Origin of the sequence: Pseudofrankia coriaricola, assembly GCF_001854805.1 — a bacterium.
GTDB lineage: Bacteria > Actinomycetota > Actinomycetes > Frankiales > Frankiaceae > Pseudofrankia.
Genome location: NZ_MBLO01000191.1, coordinates 25,062 through 42,034 on the forward strand (window position 1 = coordinate 25,062; position 16,973 = coordinate 42,034).

At 71.4% G+C, this 16,973-nt stretch carries 13 protein-coding genes; 8 read left to right on the forward strand and 5 right to left on the reverse strand.

The window, feature by feature from the left end:
* Positions 1-42 precede the first annotated feature (42 nt).
* A complete protein-coding gene (locus BCD48_RS21705) occupies positions 43-4,959 on the reverse strand; it encodes a diguanylate cyclase (RefSeq protein ID WP_071050231.1) in 4,917 nt (1,638 codons plus the stop codon).
* A 212-nt stretch (positions 4,960-5,171) separates the two neighbouring features.
* Here BCD48_RS21705 and BCD48_RS21710 point away from each other — a divergent pair, with 212 nt between their 5' ends.
* The 3 genes from BCD48_RS21710 to BCD48_RS21720 all read left to right on the forward strand — a co-directional run bounded on the left by BCD48_RS21710 (position 5,172) and on the right by BCD48_RS21720 (position 6,913).
* Complete coding sequence (locus BCD48_RS21710) at positions 5,172-5,522, forward strand: ArsR/SmtB family transcription factor (protein WP_071050232.1); 351 nt, start codon at positions 5,172-5,174, stop codon at positions 5,520-5,522.
* Positions 5,522-5,803 carry a hypothetical protein gene (locus BCD48_RS21715; protein ID WP_071050233.1) on the forward strand — a complete coding sequence of 94 codons (282 nt, stop codon included), beginning with the start codon at positions 5,522-5,524 and terminating at the stop codon, positions 5,801-5,803. The genes BCD48_RS21710 and BCD48_RS21715 overlap by 1 nt, the downstream gene beginning before the upstream one ends.
* A gap of 288 nt (positions 5,804-6,091) precedes the next feature.
* A complete protein-coding gene (locus BCD48_RS21720; protein ID WP_131804079.1) occupies positions 6,092-6,913 on the forward strand; it encodes a hypothetical protein in 822 nt (273 codons plus the stop codon).
* A gap of 337 nt (positions 6,914-7,250) precedes the next feature.
* On the opposite strand, the gene BCD48_RS21725 is transcribed toward BCD48_RS21720, so the two are convergent.
* On the reverse strand, positions 7,251-8,156 hold the full coding sequence (locus BCD48_RS21725; protein ID WP_198543340.1) for an AraC family transcriptional regulator: 906 nt from the start codon (positions 8,154-8,156) through the stop codon (positions 7,251-7,253).
* A 147-nt stretch (positions 8,157-8,303) separates the two neighbouring features.
* Between BCD48_RS21725 and BCD48_RS21730 the strand changes: the two genes are divergently transcribed.
* The gene (locus BCD48_RS21730) at positions 8,304-9,398 is read left to right on the forward strand and encodes an aldo/keto reductase (RefSeq protein ID WP_071050234.1); all 1,095 of its coding nucleotides are present in this window, start codon (positions 8,304-8,306) and stop codon (positions 9,396-9,398) included.
* Positions 9,399-9,648: 250 nt separating this feature from the next.
* On the opposite strand, the gene BCD48_RS21735 is transcribed toward BCD48_RS21730, so the two are convergent.
* Together BCD48_RS21735 and BCD48_RS21740 are read right to left on the reverse strand one after the other, a co-directional pair.
* Entirely contained in the window at positions 9,649-10,893 is a 1,245-nt protein-coding gene (locus BCD48_RS21735; protein WP_071050235.1) for a sensor histidine kinase, read from the reverse strand.
* Entirely contained in the window at positions 10,890-11,537 is a 648-nt protein-coding gene (locus BCD48_RS21740) for a response regulator transcription factor (RefSeq protein ID WP_116271612.1), read from the reverse strand. Before BCD48_RS21740 ends, BCD48_RS21735 begins: the two co-directional genes overlap by 4 nt.
* A gap of 190 nt (positions 11,538-11,727) precedes the next feature.
* Here BCD48_RS21740 and BCD48_RS21745 point away from each other — a divergent pair, with 190 nt between their 5' ends.
* The 4 genes from BCD48_RS21745 to BCD48_RS21760 are packed head-to-tail and all read left to right on the forward strand — an operon-like array spanning position 11,728 to position 15,510.
* Positions 11,728-12,216 (forward strand): hypothetical protein, encoded by a 489-nt coding sequence (locus BCD48_RS21745; RefSeq protein WP_071050237.1) that lies wholly within the window; start codon positions 11,728-11,730, stop codon positions 12,214-12,216.
* Between the two features lie 2 nt (positions 12,217-12,218).
* Entirely contained in the window at positions 12,219-13,469 is a 1,251-nt protein-coding gene (locus tag BCD48_RS21750) for a peptidoglycan-binding protein (RefSeq protein WP_241841908.1), read from the forward strand.
* On the forward strand, positions 13,466-14,176 hold the full coding sequence (locus tag BCD48_RS21755; RefSeq protein WP_083419010.1) for an ABC transporter ATP-binding protein: 711 nt from the start codon (positions 13,466-13,468) through the stop codon (positions 14,174-14,176). The genes BCD48_RS21750 and BCD48_RS21755 overlap by 4 nt, the downstream gene beginning before the upstream one ends.
* Positions 14,173-15,510: an ABC transporter permease gene (locus BCD48_RS21760; protein WP_083419011.1), complete on the forward strand. Its 1,338-nt coding sequence runs from the start codon at positions 14,173-14,175 to the stop codon at positions 15,508-15,510. The genes BCD48_RS21755 and BCD48_RS21760 overlap by 4 nt, the downstream gene beginning before the upstream one ends.
* Positions 15,511-15,552: 42 nt before the next feature.
* Here BCD48_RS21760 and BCD48_RS21765 read toward each other — a convergent pair whose 3' ends face one another.
* Positions 15,553-16,932, reverse strand: a complete 1,380-nt coding sequence (locus BCD48_RS21765; protein WP_071050275.1) for an amidohydrolase family protein — start codon at positions 16,930-16,932, stop codon at positions 15,553-15,555.
* Positions 16,933-16,973: the final 41 nt, after the last annotated feature.

A 16,973-nucleotide genomic window follows, 5' to 3' on the forward strand; every position in this document is an offset into this window, starting at 1 on the left:
CAGCCGCCCATCGGGAGGGACCGCGGACGGGCAGGAGCTCCGCTATCGCGGTGCGGGGCGTGGGAGTGTCGCCTCCACTCTGTTGCGTCCGCCGTGTTTTGCCCGGTATAGCGCCGTGTCGGCGAGTTCGACGAAGGCTGTCGGGTCGTCGTCGGGGGTGGGGGTGATCGCGGTGACGCCGATGCTCACGGTGACGATGTGGTCGGCGACCGGCGGGTGTGGTTCGGCGAGCTCGGCGACGGCGGAGCGGAGCCGGTGGGCGATTCGGGTGGCGACGCGAAGGTCGGTGTCGGGCATCACGATGGCGAATTCCTCGCCGCCGTAGCGGGCGGTCAGGTCGGTGTCGCGGGTGTTGTCGCCGAGGCAGGCGGCGACGTGTTGGAGGCAGCGGTCGCCGGCGGTGTGGCCGTAGTGGTCGTTGTAGGCCTTGAAATGATCGATGTCGATCATGGCGAGCCCGATGGGTGCTGCCTGGTGCGTGGCTCGGGGCCATTCGGCGTCGAGGACCTCGTCGAGGCGCCGACGGTTGGCGAGCCCGGTCAGTGGGTCGGTGATTGTGAGCTGTTCGAGGCGCTGGTTGGCGGCCGCGAGTTGTCGGGTGCGTTCGGCGACCTTTCGCTCAAGGGATGCGTAGACCGTTGCGTTGTCGAGGGAGACGGCCAGTTGTCCGGCGATGAGCATGATTCCTTCGAGGCGTTCGGTGGTGAAGGCGCCGCGGATCATCCGGTTCTCCAGCAGCAGCATCGCCCGTAGCTCACCGCGGATCATGATGGGAATTGCCAGCAGGGAGCAACGGTCCAGGTCGGTGAGGTAGGCGTCGCGGCGGAACCGGTCGTCGCGGGTGGCGTCCGCGATGATGACGGGTTCGTGGGTGCGTTCGGCGTACCAGACGACCGAGAGTGGAAGTAGTCGCCGCCGGCCGGCCTCCCGCAGCGAGACGGTGCTGGCGTCGCCAGCCGGCACCGACCAGTCCCGCAGCTCCTGATCGCGCAGCAGCAGGTGGACGCCGGTGGCGCCGGTCATCGTCGACAGGATGTTCACGACTCTGGCTCGTAGCCCCTCGACGCTGGTCTCGGAGCTGAGTGCCTGGGAGGCGGCGACGACGCCGAGCAGGTCGATGGTGCCGGTGGTGATGGTGGCGCGGCGCGCGGCGGGCCGCGCCGGTGGTCGCGTGGCCGGCTGGGCGCCAGCGGGCTCGGCGCGTAGCGTCGGGTGGGCCCAGTCGAGCTGGCTGACCTTCGCGGTCGCGCCCCAGTCCAGGTACTGGCGACGGGCGGCGTCGAGCAAGGCACTCCCGCCTGCCGCCATGCCGTGGGCGAGGTGGAACCGGGCGGCGCGTTCCAGGATCAGCGCCCGATGCCACGGGCGCGCCCGTACCGGGGCCTCGCACTGTGCCACGTCGAACGCGTACGCCGCCGCGCGGAAGTCGCCAGCGGCCCAGGCCCGCTCCGCCTCCGCCAGGCGCAGCAGGTGCAGGAAGTTGACCGGCGCGTCGGCCGCACGCCCGGCCAGCCACTCGACCGACTCGTCCAGCTCGGCCAATATCGCCTCGCGCCGGCCCATCTCTGTAGTTGTGCGGGCATGCCAGGCCAGTGCCATGGCCCGCAGCAGGTGCGCCCTCGCCACCACATAGGTCGGCCCGAGGAAAGGCAGCAATGGCATGACGGCTTCCGTGCACTGGGCAAGCTCAGCCGGGCGATCGAGGATGGCCGCGGCGAAGGCCCGGTTGAGATGCAGGTAGGCGGTGGCGATCGGGTTGGCGGCCAGCCTGCTCAGCTTTGCCGCCTCGTCGGCCGCCGAGTCGATGGCCTCGCCGCGCAGTACCAGGGCCAGCTGGCTCCAGGTCCGCAATGACTCCTCGGCGTGGCCATTGCCGGTGCGTGTGGCGAACGCCAGCGCGGCGTCGACCTGAGCGACCAGGGCGTCCAGCGACGGCGCGCAGTCCAGCAGGTCGATTACCAGTACGATATGGGCCCAGCACGCGCTCTGCAGATTGCCATTCTGGACAAGTTCTTCCAGCGCGTGGCGCGCCTCGGACACGTTGTCCTCGAGCGGGTCGAACCAGTGACCGGTACTGAGCACGTACAGGAACCGCGCCCGCGACATGTCCGGCTCGAAGCCGCGTTCCCGACCGACCGCGAGGATCCGCCGCAGGATGCGATACCCGGTGCGGTAGTCCTGCCTGCGGGCGCTAGTCACGAACATGGCATGGCCGGCCGGGCCGAGCAGGGCGGGATCCGGGCCGTGCCGTGCCCACATCCGCAGCGCCTGCACGGTCAGCCAGGCCATCATCGCCTGGTCGCAGAAGTGCGCCGCGGGCATGACGGAGTCGACGACCCTGAAGGCGTCGAGCCGCGAGCGATCGGTGACTCTCGGCCGGCGCAGATCGTCGGATTCGCTGGTCTGGTCTATCCATTGATAGACCGCGTCAAGTCCGCGGTCGATCTCGGCGTCGAGATGGTCGCGGTCCGGGACGGCGAGGCCGAGCTGGCGCAGCTGGTCGAGGCCGAGCCGCATCGCCTCGCCGGTCCGGCCCCGGTTGGTGATGCTCCTGACCTGCACCACGGTGGCGTCCGTGCGCTGCGCCGGGTGGATGCACAGCCGGGTGATGGTCTGGTAGACCTCGTCGGCGTCGTCCAACCTTCCGAGGCCATACAGGGCGGCGTGCCGGCCGGTGTGGACCGCGATCAACTGGTCGGTGTCGGTCGGGTCGATGAACGTCGCCGCCGCGGTCAGGAACCGCTCCACCAGTGGGTCGTTGCTCAGCAGTTTCGCCTCGTCGGCGGCGCGCCGGAAGAGCTTTGTCATCCGCTGCCGCTCCGCGGGGTCGTGCACGGCGTCGGCCACGGGCAGGTACTGCTCCGCCGCGACGGCGAACAACTCACCTCGGCCGGCCAGGCGTCGGGCCAGTCGCAACCGCTCGGCGCGTAGCGCCTGTGCGCCGAGGCCGCGCAGGACGGACTCCCGCGTCCGGTCGTGGTGAAACCGCACGCCGGGCCGGCCGTCGGACTCCCGCACCAGCAGGCCGTTGGTGAACGCGGGACCGAGCCGCCGCTCGACCTCGTCCACCGGCAGACCGGCCGCGGCCTCGAGGAGGTCCAGGTCCACCCGGCCGGCCAGGCAGGCCATCACCGCCAGCACATCCCTGGTGTTCGGCGGCAACGCGGCCACGTGCGCGGCCAGCAGTTCGGTCACGTCCACGTGCTCCAGCCGGCCGCGCAGCGTGGACTGATCCCATCGCCAGCCACGATCATCACAGACCAGTACGCCCTCGTGGCGAAGCGAGTTGAGCAGCTCCACCGTGTCGTTCGGATTGCCTCCGGTGGCTGGCGCGATCAGCCGCGCCAGCTCGGCGGCGGGCCGCGGGGCCAGGCGCAGCAGGTCGGCCACCATCCCCGCCTGACCTTCCGGCGTCAGGTTGCCCAACCGCAGGTGGTACGGACCGACCGGCTGCCGGCGCCACCGGGCGAGCATCGGGGCCAGCGGATGAGCGGTATCCACCTCGCTCTCCCGGTACGCGCCGACCATCAGCAGCCCCTCGACCTGCTCCTCGCCGCCGAGGAGCAGGTCGACGAAGCCCAGTGGCGTTCGCCCGGCCCACTGCAGGTCGTCGACGAAGAACACCACCGGCCGTTTCCGGGAAGCGATGGCGCGCAGCATCTCGAATCCGGCGCGTTGAGCTCGTACCTGCGCGGTCATCGGATCGCCCTGCGCTGGGGGGACCTTGAGCAGCGCCGCCATCTCCGGCACAACGGCGCTGATCAGTCCGGCGTTGGCTCCCAACGCCCGAAGCATCCGCTCCCGTAGCTCGACGACATAGTCCTCCGGCTCGGCCAGCAACAACCGGCCCAGTGCCCGGAACGCCTGCCGAACCGCGTCGTACTCCTGGTCCCGGCGATACTGGTCGAACTTGCCGGCCACGAACCAGCCATCGCCACCGGCCACGACGGGCCGCAGCTCGTTGACCAGGGACGTCTTGCCCACCCCCGGTGCGCCACCGACCAGGAGCCCACGGCAGCGGCCCGCCATCGCCTCGACGAAGGCCACGCCCAGTTCGCCGATCTCCTCCCCACGCCCGGCCAGCCGGGACGGCGTCAGCGGCCACGCCGGAAGATCGTGGTCGCCGGGATGTACCGCCACGCCGCGGCCCAGCAGTGCGAGATCATGCACCAGCCCGTCGGCGCTCTGATAGCGATCGTCTGGCTCCTTCTCCAACAGATGCATGATGATCGCCGACAGGCCGGCCGGCACCGCCGGGTTCACGGCCGACGGCGGTGCCGGTGCGCGCGCGAGATGGTCATGGATGATCCGCAGCGGTTCGCCCGTGCCGAACGGCGGCGAACCGGTCGCCAGCTCGTACAGGGTTGCCCCAACGGCGTACAGGTCGGCCCGCTGGTCGACCTGGCGACCGGTTCGGCCGGTCTGCTCCGGCGCCAGGTACGGCAACGTCCCGACGATCTCGCTGTGGTGGACGAACTCCGGCTGGACTGCCGCGAAGGTCGTAGCCAGCGCGAAGTCGATGAGGCAGGGCGTGCCCCGGTCGCCGCTCACCACGATGTTCGCGGGATTGATGTCCTGATGCACCAAACCCCGGTGATGCACCCCGGCCACGGCGCGCGCGAGCGATCCGGCCAGATCGACCAGCTCGGCCGCCGCGAGTGGCATGGCCCGCTCGGACAGAGCTGTGCCGCCGACATCGACCAACAGGACCGACCCACCCGACGGCGGCACCCCGGCCGCCAACTGCGCGACCCCCTCGACACCGGACAGCTGCTCGAGGATCTCGACCTCATGCCGCAGCCGTCGCGGCGCGTCAGGACCCAGCGGTTCCTTCCGGATCACACTTCCGGATGGCGGCACCAGCCGCGAGACCCGGGTCCGCGCCGTCTCATGAAGCAGCTCCACTCGCGCCGCCGCAAGCGGCGGATCCCGACTCGGTCCCGTTCGCTGGAGCCCCATCTGCCAACCTCACGCCGTGTCACAAACGGCTCACCCTTCCAGCCTTCCCGCGACCACGGTGACGCAACAGGGCAGCCGGACTCAGGTCGAGGCGAGCCGGATGCGGCAGCAATGATCCCCAACAGGGACTCGCCCTGGACGATCAGTGGCGTCCGGCATGTGACACGCTATCGTTTTATATGTAAGAATCCTCTTACAGGTGAAGGAGGGACATGACGGAGGCCCGGCCGACCGGTGACGAGCTGGTCGAGATGCTGGCGGCCCTGGCCAACCCGTTGCGGCTGCGCATCGTCGCCACGTTGGCCACCGGTCGTGACTATGTGAGCCACCTGGCTCGGGTGATCGGCGTGAGCAGGCCGCTCATGCACATGCACCTGCAGCGTTTGGAGGCTGCCGGCCTGATCGTCGGCAGCCTGGAGCTCTCGGAAGACGGCAAAGCCATGAAGTACTACGAGGTCACCGATTTCGACCTGCGCCTGACGGCGTCCGCGCTGGCCGTCGCGGCACGCAGCCTGACCAGCCATGACCCGGACAAGGGTCACGCACCCAAGGAGAGCTCCTGATGTATCTCGCCGAGGATGACTTCGGCGCCGGCACGGGGATTGCCGCCGCCGCGTTCATGATCGCCGCCGCCGCCGTGATCATCGCCATCCTGTGGTTCACCTTCGACTACCGCAAGACCAAGCTCCGGACCGCGCAGACGGAGGACCTGCGGCAGCTCGTCCAGCGGTTCGAGCAGCTCGCCGAGAGCTCGATGGATGCCCAGCAGCGGGTGGCCACCGACGTCGCCGAGCTCCGGGGCCGTACGGCCTCGATCGAGAAGATCCTCAGGTCCGTCGATTAGCTGGTACACGGCCACGGGCACCTCGTGGCTCTCGCCCTCTCGCCTGGCCAAGCCCGGAGCTCGCCCAGGACATCCGGGCACACTCCGCACCGCACCCCCAGCTACCCGTCCACCTCGTCCAGGTCGCGGCCTGGGTCACCGAGCAGCGGCTGCGCCAACGCTTGTGAAGGCTCGGTCAATTGCCCGATGCCCGCGCCCGTTATCCGTGCTAGCAGGGAGATCGAGCCGGCGGCGTGCCGGTAGTTTGACCGATGGCCGGCCCCGTGCGGCAGTCCTAGCGTCCACCCCATGTCACGCGCTTCGAGGCTTGCGCCCCTGCCCGCGGCGGGCGAACAGCCGCCGCGCGCGGTGCTGCGTACCCTGACCGTCCCGTCCCGCTTCTGCGGGCCGCCCGACAGCGCCAACGGTGGCTACGTGGGCGGTCGCCTCGCCGGGTACCTCGACGGCCCGGCTACGGTCACCCTGCGCCGACCGCCGCCGCTGGCCACACCCATGACCGTCGAGGCCGGCGCCGAGGGTTCGGTACGCATCCGTCACGCTGGCACGTTCATAGCCGAGGCCGCGCCCGCCCAGGACCGCCCGGCGCTGCGCGTACCCGACACCGTCTCGATGGCCGAAGCACGTGCGGCAGAGGGCCACTCGCGATACTTCCAACGTCCGGAGTTTCCGACCTGCTTCGTCTGCGGCACTCGCCGTGGGCGAGGCGACGGCCTGCGTATCTTCCCTGGGCTCGTACGCGGCCGGCCCCTGTGGGCGGCGCCATGGACACCGGATGCCTCGTTGGCGGCCGGCGGCCCGAGCGTGCGCCCGGAGATCGCCTGGGCGGCACTGGACTGTCCCAGTGGGATCGCCGCCATCGAAGCCCATGACATCAGCGAGGATGCCGCCATCCTGCTCGGCCAGATGACCGTCAACGTGGCCTCACTGCCGGCGGTCGGACACGAGTACCAGGTGGTCGCCTGGTCGATCAGACGTGAGGGCCGCAAGCTGATCGCCGGCTCGGCCCTGCTGGTGCAGGGTGGCGAGGTGCTCGCGGTGGCCAGGACGGTGTGGCTCACCGTGCAGCGCCCGGTCCCGAGGATGACCGTGGGCGCGGAAGCGGCGTCATGACGGTGCGGCGCGCTGTGGGGCTCACGCCCGTGGAGACCCGGCGGAGGTCATCGTCAAGGCCGCGGTGCTGGCCGAGGAGCTGGGGTACGAGAGCTTCAGTTTCACCGGCTGGTCTCGGTGCTGTCCGGCTCGATGTCCACGATGAGCATGCCCCGACCAGACCCAGCAACTCCACCGCCGCGTCGTTCAGGCTGACCGTCAACATGCGGCCCATGGTCCCAGCCCTCGCCGACATCCGGCCCAGCAAGCTGGCAACTCGGCATTCTTGGGCATGACGTGCACGAATGCGCAGTGCGCGGCAGGTGTGGAAACGAGGAAGCGCTGGAAACGCTGACTGTCAGTCGGGAACGACCGCCATGCCTTGGAGGCGTTGGGCGTCGAGGGCGGGCGGGAGCCCGAACAGGCGACGGTATTCGCGGCTGAACTGGGAAGCGCTGTCGTAGCCGACCTCGTGGCCGACGGCGGCGATGGTGCCAGGGCTGGCCAGCAGCCTGAGCCGGGCACGCTGCAGGCGGAGCTGCTTCTGATATTGCAGCGGGCTCATCGACGTGGCTGCGCGGAAATGGCGGTTGAGCGTCGAGACGCTGAGCCCGACGCCGGCGGCGAGGTCCGGGACGTGCAGCGTCTCGTCGTAATGATCCCTGATCCAGGCGATCGCGCGGGCGACCAGCGCGATGCGGCTCTCCGCGAGCCCGATCTGGCGGACCAGGCCGCCCTGGGGCCCCGAGAGAAGCCGCCAGTGGATCTCACGGCGTACCGCGCGGGCCAGAACCGGGCGGTCAGCGGGAGAGCCCACCAGCCGCAGCAGGCGCACGACCGCGTCCAGCAGGTCCTCACTGGCGGTGCTGACCGCGAGCGGCGGTCCGTCGTAACGCGCGCCCGGCGCGGCCTCGGTCTCCAGCAGCAGCTGGGCGATCATGCCCGCCTCCAGCGGCATGCTGAACGCGAGGAACGGCTCGGCCGGTGAGGCCGCCGCGATGTGCGAGGTCAGCGGGAGATCCAGAGTGACCACCAGGAACTGGCCCGCGCGGTACTCGAAGACCTCCTCGCCCAGTGCCGAGCGCTTCACGCCCTGCGCGACCAGCGCCACCGAAGGGCGCCCCACGGTCCCCATCGGCGCCGTGGCCGCCGCGGTGGCGAAGACGCTCAGGTCGTCGTCATACCAGCGCGGCGCGGCCGAACCCACCGCCAGCGCGGCGATTCGCTCGCGAAGCTCGGGCAGGCGGTCCTCCACGTCCCCCACTACACCACGTCGACGGCGCCGTCCGCGGGCGGATCGGACCGCCGGCGCGAGCGGATCGTGCAGACCTTCGCACCGATCGTCCTAGGAGCCGGCCCGCCCCGGCGGTGGACTGAATCCATCACCACGAACCCTCTCTTCAGGAGCACCATGTCCCTGACGTCCTATGTCACGCTCGGTCGGTCCGGCCTGCGCGTCAGCCCGTTCACGCTGGGCACCATGACCTTCGGAAACGACCACGGCTGGGGCTCCGGCCCGGCGGAGTCCAAGGACATCCTCGCCGCCTACCTCGGGGCCGGCGGCAACTCGATCGACACCGCGAACATCTACACCAACGGCCACTCGGAAGCGATCATCGGGGAGTACCTCTCGGCCAGCCCGGGCCTGCGTGACCGGATCGTGCTAGGTACCAAATTCTTCTGGAACCTCCACTCCGGCGACCCCAACGGTGGCGGCCCGGGCCGCAAGGCGACAGTGCGCCAGCTCGAGGACTCGCTGCGCCGTCTGCGCACCGACTACGTCGACCTGTACTGGCTGCACAACTTCGACCCGGTCACCCCGGTCGAGGAGACCCTGCGGACGCTCGACGACCTGGTGACCGCGGGGAAGATCCGCTACGTCGGCTTCTCCGACGTGCCCGCGTGGGCGACCGCCGAGGCGGCGACCGTCGCCCGGTTCCGCGGCTGGGCGCCGGTCGTGGCGCTGCAACTGGAGTACTCGCTGCTGGAGCGGACCTCCGAAGGAGAGCTGATCCCCATGGCCCAGGCGCTCGGGATGGGCGTACTGCCATGGAGCCCGCTGCGCAGCGGCTTCCTGTCCGGGAAGTACTCCAGCGCCACCACCGGAGCCGACGCGTCCGGCGTCGACACGACACGCGCGGCGATGGTGGGCGCCCCGCGTGCCGAGGACTACGCGGTGATCGACACGGTCAACGAGATCGCCGCCGAGCTCCGCGTCTCTCCCGCTGCCGTCGCGCTGTCATGGGCGCAAGGCCGCCCCGGCATCACCTCGACCCTCATCGGCGCCCGCCGCGTCGACCAGCTGGAGACCAACCTCGCCGCGCTCGACCTCACCATGGGCGACCAGCACCGCGCCCGGCTCGACGAGGTCTCCCGGCCACGGCTGAACTTCCCAGCCGACAACAACGCGGCCCTCTCCCGGCTGGCCCGCAACGGCGGCACGACCGTCGACGGCGTACCGACACCGCTCTCACCGCTTCTCGCCGCCAGCGCCGCCCGCTACTGACCAGGCACCACCACCCATGACAACGAACGCCTTGCTCCCCAGACAACGGACCGCCCATCTCCCAGAGGGCCGAGGCATCGACATCAGTCCCCGGGGGTGGCCGGTCTGGTCACGCCCGACGTCGGCGCCGCCGGTGGCGAGGACATGGGTGAGGGCATGTGGGTCTGGGGGGTCCCCGGCCCACTGCCGCACGCCGGCACCTGGCCGCCCAGCCTGCCGGACCCGTCTTCGGCAGCTCATGGAAACGCGCTCAGGCGTCAAATTCGGTTGGGAATGTGATCCGCAGGTCTAGTCCGCCGTCTTTGCCGGGAAGGGCGGCGATGCGCGCGTGGTGGCTGTCGGAAATGGCCTTGACGATCGCGAGGCCGAGGCCGAACCCGCGGCTGCCGGTGCCGCGTGTCTGGTTGGGCCGGCCGCGCCGGAAGGGTTCGAACAGCCCGTCGATGTCGTGGGGGAGGAGCCGCGGGCCGCTGTTGGCAATGGTGAGGTGAGCCCAGGCGCCGGTGATACCGGTGATACCGGTGGTGCCGGTGGTGCCAGTGGTGCCAGTGGTGATGGTGACCCAGCCGTCCGGCACGTTGTGGTCGATGGCGTTCTCGACGAGGTTGCGGACGAGCTGGTGGAGCAGGATGGGGTCTCCGAGTACCGGGGCCGCCGTTAGATTGGCGTCGATCCGGGGGCTGCTCGGGCTGTCCGTGCCGGTGTTGGCCAGGATGTCGGCCGCGAGGTCGGCGAGGTCGACGGGTACGGGCTCGGTGAGTTCGTTGGCGCCGTCGGCGAGAGTCAGGAGCCGGTCGACGAGCTCGGCGTTCCTGGCGTTGACGGCCAGCAGGCGGTCAGCGAGGTGAATGGTGTCGGGGTGAGCGTCTGGCCTGGTGGCCTCGAGCTCGATCACGGCTCGTTCCAGCGCGAGCGGGGTGCGAAGCTCATGCGAGGCGCTCGCGACGAAGCGGCGCTGGCCGTCGAAGGCCCGGTCGAGGGTTTCGAGCATGGCGTCGAAGGCGTCGGCGAGCCGTTTGACGTCGTCGCTGTGTCCGGTCAGCGCGATGCGCCGGCCCAGATCGCGGTGGGGGCCGGTCGACCGGGCGATCTGTTCGGCGGTGGTGGTGATGGCATGGAGTGGCCGTAGACCGCGTCCCGCGACGATCCAGCCGGTGCCCGCGGTGGCCAGGCTGATGACGAGGACGATGCCGCTGCCCGGCACGAGCAGTGTGTCCAGCGCAGCGTTCCTGATCTTCTCCTCGTTGTCCCTGATCTGCCCGACGAGCTCCTCGAGGCTGATCCGGCGCCCGTCGGGCGTGGTGATCGTCGCGTCTCCTGTCTGACCGGCCTTCTGCCGAAGGGCGGCTATACGGGAGTCGGAGTCTCCGGCGAGCTCGGCGTCGAGGCGGGCCTGGACGACCAGGTAGAGGACCGTCAGGATGACCGCCCCGGTCAGAAGGGACAGCACTCCGTAGAGCACGGTGAGGCGGGCGCGCAGGCTCAGGCGGTTCACGGGATGCGGTATCCCGCCGCCGGGAGCGTCTCGATCAGCTGGGGTGCGCCGAGTTTGCGCCGCAGCTTCATCACCGTCACGCGGACGGTGTTGGTGAACGGGTCGATGTTCTCGTCCCAGACCTTTTCCAGCAGATGTTCGGCGGACAGGACGCCGCCGTCGGCGCGGAGGAGTTCGACAAGGAGCGCGTACTCCTTGTTCGTGAGGGTGATGGGCTGGCCGTCGCGGGTGACGGCCCGGCTGGTCTGGTCCACGCGCAGGCCGGAGCGTTCGAGAACCGGTGCGGCGGCCGGCAGGGTGCGGCGGGCGAGGGCGTGCACCCGGGCGGACAGCTCGGCCAGCGCGAAGGGCTTGACGAGGTAGTCGTCCGCGCCGATCGCGAGCCCTTCGACCCGGGCGCGGATCGCCGAGGCGGCAGTGAGCATCAGAACCCGTGTCGGGCGCCGGGCGGCCACGATCGCGCGGCACACGTCGTCGCCGTGCACGACCGGCAGGTCGCGGTCCAGGACCACGACGTCGTAGTCGTGGGTGGCGCACTTCTCCAGGGCCTCGCCGCCGTCGTAGGCCACGTCGACCGCGAACGACTCCCGCCTCAACGCCTCGCGCAGCGCGTCGGCGAGCTGCGGCTCGTCTTCCACGATCATCACCCGAACCACGGCGCTGCCTACCCCTCTCCTGGCCGGCGCTGACCTGTTCAGCCCTGTTCAGCGTGGCGCCGCCGGCATAACCAGGGGATAACCCGTGCCGCCGGTCGTTACGGGCTGGTTATCCGCGGCGCCGTCCACTGGCCATGTACTCGGGCACCGCCCGACCGGCTGATGGAGGAAGCGGACGATGCGAACTACACGACGATGGGCGGCCACGACCGCCGGGCTGAGCCTGGCCGCCGTGGTGCTGGCCGGGTGCGGCTCCGGGGACGGCGCGAGTGCGGCACCTGATGGTGGCGGCTCGGCGACGCCGGCAGCGCAGACCTACGCCGAGTGTATGCGCGACCACGGTGTCGACATGGCTGACCCGGACCCGTCCACCGGGGTTCCGCAGCTCGGGGAGGGTGTCGACCCGGCCGACCCGGCCGTCAAGCAGGCGTCGTCCGCCTGCCAGGATCTTCTTCCCGCGGGCCGGGGGGAGCCGGGCGCGGCGGATCTCGACGTCTATGTGGCCTTCGCGCAGTGCATGCGCGACAACGGCCTGCCAGACTTCCCCGACCCGCAGCCCGGCTCGTCCGGCGGCCTGTTCGCCGGTTCCACCGTGGACCGTGACGACCCGGCGTTCCAGCAGGCGTCCCAGCACTGCCAGGGCATCCTCGACAAGGCCGGTGCGTGACCATGGCCGGGACCGGGACGAACGAGACCCGGGCGGGAGAGCCGCCCACGACCGCCCCGCCGATGGCAGCCCCGCCGGCGGTGGCCGAGCGGACAGCAGCCGAGCAGACGGTGGCCGAGCAGGCGGCGGGTGGCCGGCGGGTGCCGGGCAGGACCGGAGCGCGGGCGCTGGTCGCCCGGCTGGTGACCGCGTCACGGCACCTGTCCGGCCGGCACCTCCTCATCGCCGTGGGGGCGGGAATCGTCGCGTTGCTCATCGTCGCCGCGGTGGGATTCGGCGGCGGCCCGGCGACGCCTCCGGCCGGTCCGGTCGCCGTGGCGACCGCGAAGGTCGAACGGGGCACCCTCACCCAGACACAGCAGGTCGGCGGCCTCATCTCCTACGGAGAGCCGGTCGGCCTCGTCGCCCAGCAGCAGTCCGGCGTCGTCACCTGGATCGCCGCGCCGGGGGCGACGGTCAAGATCGGCCAGCCCGTCTACGCGGTCGACGGCAGGCCGGTCATTCTCCTGCACGGCACCGCGACGCCGTTTCGGACACTCGCCGCCGGCACGGTCGGGCCCGACGTGAAGGAACTCGAAGCCAGCCTCGACGACCTCGGCTACACCGGCCTCACCGTTGACGACACCTTTGACGCCGCCACCGGGTCGGCCGTGCGGGCGTGGCAGGCGAAGAGCGGCCTACCCGTCACGGGGACCGTCCCGCCCGACGAGATCTTCGTCCACGAAGGTGACATCCGGGTCGCGCTGCAGGCCATCCCGGTCGGGAGCCATCTGGGCCTGCAACCCAACCAGCAGGTCATCACGTACAGCGGCACCAGGCAGGTCGCGTCGATCCCACTGGACGTGTCCCTGCAGCATCTCGTCCACACCGGCGACCCGGCGACCGTAACCCTTCCCACCGGTCAACGTCTCGCCGGCACGGTCAGCAGCGTCGGCACCGTCGCCCAGACCATCGAGGAGCAGAAGAAGACCTTCGTCACCGTGATCGTCTCCTTCGACGATCCCTCCGCGCTCGCCGGCGGGTTCGACTCGTCGCCGGTCACGCTGACGATCGTCACGGGTCAGCGGATGAACGTGCTGACGGTTCCGATCACCGCGCTGATGGCGAACCCGGACGGCGGATACGCGGTCCAGACGGTCCGGGACGGGCGGTCGACGTTCGTACCCGTCACCACCGGCATGTTCGCGAACGGCAAGGTCGAGATCAGCGGTGCGGACATCGCCGAGGGCGCCACCGTGCGAGTCGCCCAGTGAGCGCCGCCGCGACCGCCATCGTCGTCCTCGACCGGGCATCCAGGTGCTTTGGCACGGTCAGCGCCCTGGTGGACGTCAGCCTGCGGATCGACCGCGGCGAGCTCGTCGGCATCGTCGGGCCGTCCGGGTCGGGCAAGTCGACGATGCTCAACCTGCTCGGCACCCTCGACGGGCCGACCACGGGAACGGTGACCGTCGAGGGCCATCCGGTCCACGCGCTGAGCGACAACCAACGGTCGGCGCTGCGCGCATACCGCATCGGGTTCATCTTCCAGCAGTTCCATCTGGCCCCCGGCGTAGCGGCGTTGGAGAACGTGGCCGACGGGCTGCTGTACGCCGGCGTTCGCCGCCAGGAACGGCTCGAACGCGCCCGCGCCGCCCTTGCCCGAGTCGGCCTCGATCACCGAGTCCACCACCGGCCGCACGAGCTGTCCGGCGGCGAACGCCAGCGCGTCGCGATCGCTCGCGCCGTCGTCGGCGAGCCCTCGCTGCTGCTGGCCGACGAACCCACCGGCAACCTCGACTCCTCGGCCGGGGCCGAGGTGATGGCCCTGCTACGGCAACTCCGCTCCACCGGTACCACCGTCGTGATCATTACGCATGACCGTGACATCGCCGCCGCCCTGCCGAGACGCATCGAGATGCGAGACGGCCGCAAGGTCGGCGACAGCGCCGACGTTCGGACGTCTCAGGGAGCTCCCGCATGACCGCCGCCCGACCCGCGACCGACCCGTCACCGACAGCCAGCGCCTTGCCGACGACGGGCGCCTTGCCGTCAGAGGGCGCCTCGCCGCGGACCGGCTCCGCACCGAGGCGCGCGACCGGATCCGCGACCGACGCCGGCCTCGCGCCCGGCCCGACCCATCTCACGGCACGTGACCTCGTCCGGGTCGCCGCCGCCGGCCTGCGCTCGCGACCGACCCGCGTGGCGCTGTCCGCCCTCGGCATCGCGATCGGCATCGCGGCCATGATCTCGGTCATGGGCGTCTCCTCCTCCAGCCGGGAGGACTTCCACCGCCAGATCGCCGCGCTCGGCACCAATCTGCTCACCGTCGGCCCCGGCCAGAATCTCTTCGGCGAGCAGGCACACCTGCCGGCCGAGGCCGTCACGATGATCGACGCCATCGGCGACGTCAAGTCGGTCAGCGCCATCGGACTGGTCCCGGACGCGAGGGTCTACCGCAACGACCACATCCCGGCCGCGGAATCCGGCAGCATCGCCGTGCTGGCGACCAGACTCGACCTCCCCGGCACCGTCGGCGCCGACATCCGCACCGGTACCTACCTCAACGAGGCAACCCAGAACTATCCCGCCGTGGTGCTCGGATCGGCGGCGGCCGCCCATCTGGGCGTCGACTCGACCGGACCGGCGCAGCAGGTCTACCTCGGTGGGCAGTGGTTCACCGTCGTCGGCATCCTCGCCCCCGTCGGCCTCGCGCCCGAGCTCGACCGCGCCGCCCTCGTCGGCTGGCCCGCCGCCGCCGACCTGCTCGGCTTCGACACCTTCCCGACGACCGTCTACACCCGCGCGAACCCCGACCACGTCGAGGACACCCAGATGCTGCTCGCACGCACCGCCAACCCGTCGGCCCCCAACGAGGTCGACGTCTCACGCCCCTCCGACGCACTCGCCGCGCAGCACGCCGCCGACTCCACCCTGGGCGCGCTCCTGCTCGGCCTCGGGTCGGTCGCGCTCCTCGTCGGCGGCATCGGCGTCGCGAACACGATGGTCATCTCCGTTCTCGAACGGCGCGGCGAGGTGGGGCTTCGCCGCGCGCTCGGGGCCACCCGCGGCGACATCCGCAACCAGTTCCTGACCGAGGCGCTGCTGCTGTCCACACTCGGGGGGATCGCGGGACTCGTCCTCGGCGTCGGCGTCACCACCGGCTACGCCACGCTGCAGGGCTGGCCCACCGTCGTCCCGCCCTGGACGATGCTTCTGGCCCTTGGAGCTACCCTCGCCATCGGCGCCGTCGCCGGGCTGTACCCCGCGACCCGCGCCTCTCACCTCCAGCCCACCGAAGCCCTCACCGCGCCCTGACCGGCGCTGGCGATCATCTTGGGCGGGTGAGCGGGGGGCGGTTCAGGGGCCGGCGTGCGCCGCCGCGGCGTTGGCCGGCTCGCCGGCGACGTCGGCCAGGCGGTGGCCGCGGACGAAGACCGCGCGGATGCGGTGCAGCGCGTCGGGATCGGTGAGCGGGTCGCCGTCGACGGCGAGGATGTCGGCGTCGTAGCCGGGGGCGAGCCGGCCCTTGCGGTGGGCGAGGCCGCAGACGGCCGCGGCCTCGGACGTCGCGGCGCGCAGCGCCTCGGCCGGCGTCGGGCCGATCCGGGTGAACTGGCCCACGGCCCAGCGCAGCACGTCGGGCGGCTTGACGCGGCCGATGCCGGCGTCCGTCCCCAGCACGACCGGCGCCCCGGACTCGAACAGGCGGCGGCCATTCGCGACGAGCGCCGGCAGGCGGGCGGCGATCTGGGCGGGTACGGCGGCGCCGGGAACCGGGGCGGTGCCGAGCGTGAGGCCGAGGACGATCCGGCGGTCGGCGATCGTCGCCACCAGCCGCTCCGGGGCCGGGTCGACGCCGTCGCGGGTCATGAAGGAGACGTGTTCGAGCCCGTCGACGCCGGCGGCGACCGCGGCCGCGATCGCCGCCGTGCCATGGGCATGGGCGGTGACTGGCAGGCTGTGCCGGTGGGCCTCCTCGACGGCGGCGCGCAGCTCGTCGGGCCCGAACTGGGGCAGGTCCGGGCGCGTGCCCGGCGTGAGGTTCCCGCCGCTCGCCATGATCTTGACGAGGTCGACCCCGCGCTCGGCGCGCGCCCGCACGGCCGCCCTGACGGCCTCGACGCCCCGCACCGCGCCACCGAGGTAGTGGCAGTGCCCGTCCGGCGTGGTGAGGGGCGGCCCCGCCGCGACGATCGTCGGGAGTGTGGCGCCGGATCCAGACTCGGGTCCGGCGCCGGATCCGGCCCCTGGCGCCGGGCCGGCCGGGCCAGCCCGGCCGGCCGTGGCGGCCGTCCGCAGCGTGAGGCTGAGGTAACCGCGGTCGCCGAGGTCGCGCACGGTGGTCACGCCGCCGCGCGCGGCGTGCCGGGCGGCGGCCGCCATCGCGGCCATCGCGGCGTCGTCGTCGCGGCGGGCCAGGTTGCCGACGGGGTCGTCACTCGCGTCGAACGCGAGATGGACGTGGGGGTCGACCAGGCCGGGCAGCAGCGTCGCGTTACCGAGGTCGATGACCGTCACGCCGTCGGCCCGGGCGGCCTCCTCGTCTTCGAGCCCACCCGGTAGGGCCGCACCGATCGGTGCGTTCGTGTCGACGGCGACGATGGTGGAGCCGTCGAGGACGACGGTCGGGTTCGCGACCAGCGTCAGGCTGACGCCGTCGAACAGCCGGGCGGCCCGCAGGACGACCCGTCGAGGGCGCGCTCGCGCCGCCGTGACGGCAGGGGTGGCTGAGGTCATGCGCCGCAGCATGCGGTCGAGCCCTGACCGGCCGCGTCGCG

What these genes read in the sequence shown, in the direction of transcription:
- BCD48_RS21705 (WP_071050231.1), bottom strand. Translation starts at nt 4,959, where the DNA reads ATGGGGCTCCAGCGAACGGGACCGAGTCGGGATCCGCCGCTTGCGGCG.
- BCD48_RS21710 (WP_071050232.1), top strand. Translation starts at nt 5,172, where the DNA reads ATGACGGAGGCCCGGCCGACCGGTGACGAGCTGGTCGAGATGCTGGCG.
- BCD48_RS21715 (WP_071050233.1), top strand. Translation starts at nt 5,522, where the DNA reads ATGTATCTCGCCGAGGATGACTTCGGCGCCGGCACGGGGATTGCCGCC.
- BCD48_RS21720 (WP_131804079.1), top strand. Translation starts at nt 6,092, where the DNA reads ATGTCACGCGCTTCGAGGCTTGCGCCCCTGCCCGCGGCGGGCGAACAG.
- BCD48_RS21730 (WP_071050234.1), top strand. Translation starts at nt 8,304, where the DNA reads ATGTCCCTGACGTCCTATGTCACGCTCGGTCGGTCCGGCCTGCGCGTC.
- BCD48_RS21740 (WP_116271612.1), bottom strand. Translation starts at nt 11,537, where the DNA reads ATGATCGTGGAAGACGAGCCGCAGCTCGCCGACGCGCTGCGCGAGGCG.
- BCD48_RS21745 (WP_071050237.1), top strand. Translation starts at nt 11,728, where the DNA reads ATGCGAACTACACGACGATGGGCGGCCACGACCGCCGGGCTGAGCCTG.
- BCD48_RS21750 (WP_241841908.1), top strand. Translation starts at nt 12,219, where the DNA reads ATGGCCGGGACCGGGACGAACGAGACCCGGGCGGGAGAGCCGCCCACG.
- BCD48_RS21760 (WP_083419011.1), top strand. Translation starts at nt 14,173, where the DNA reads ATGACCGCCGCCCGACCCGCGACCGACCCGTCACCGACAGCCAGCGCC.
- BCD48_RS21765 (WP_071050275.1), bottom strand. Translation starts at nt 16,932, where the DNA reads ATGACCTCAGCCACCCCTGCCGTCACGGCGGCGCGAGCGCGCCCTCGA.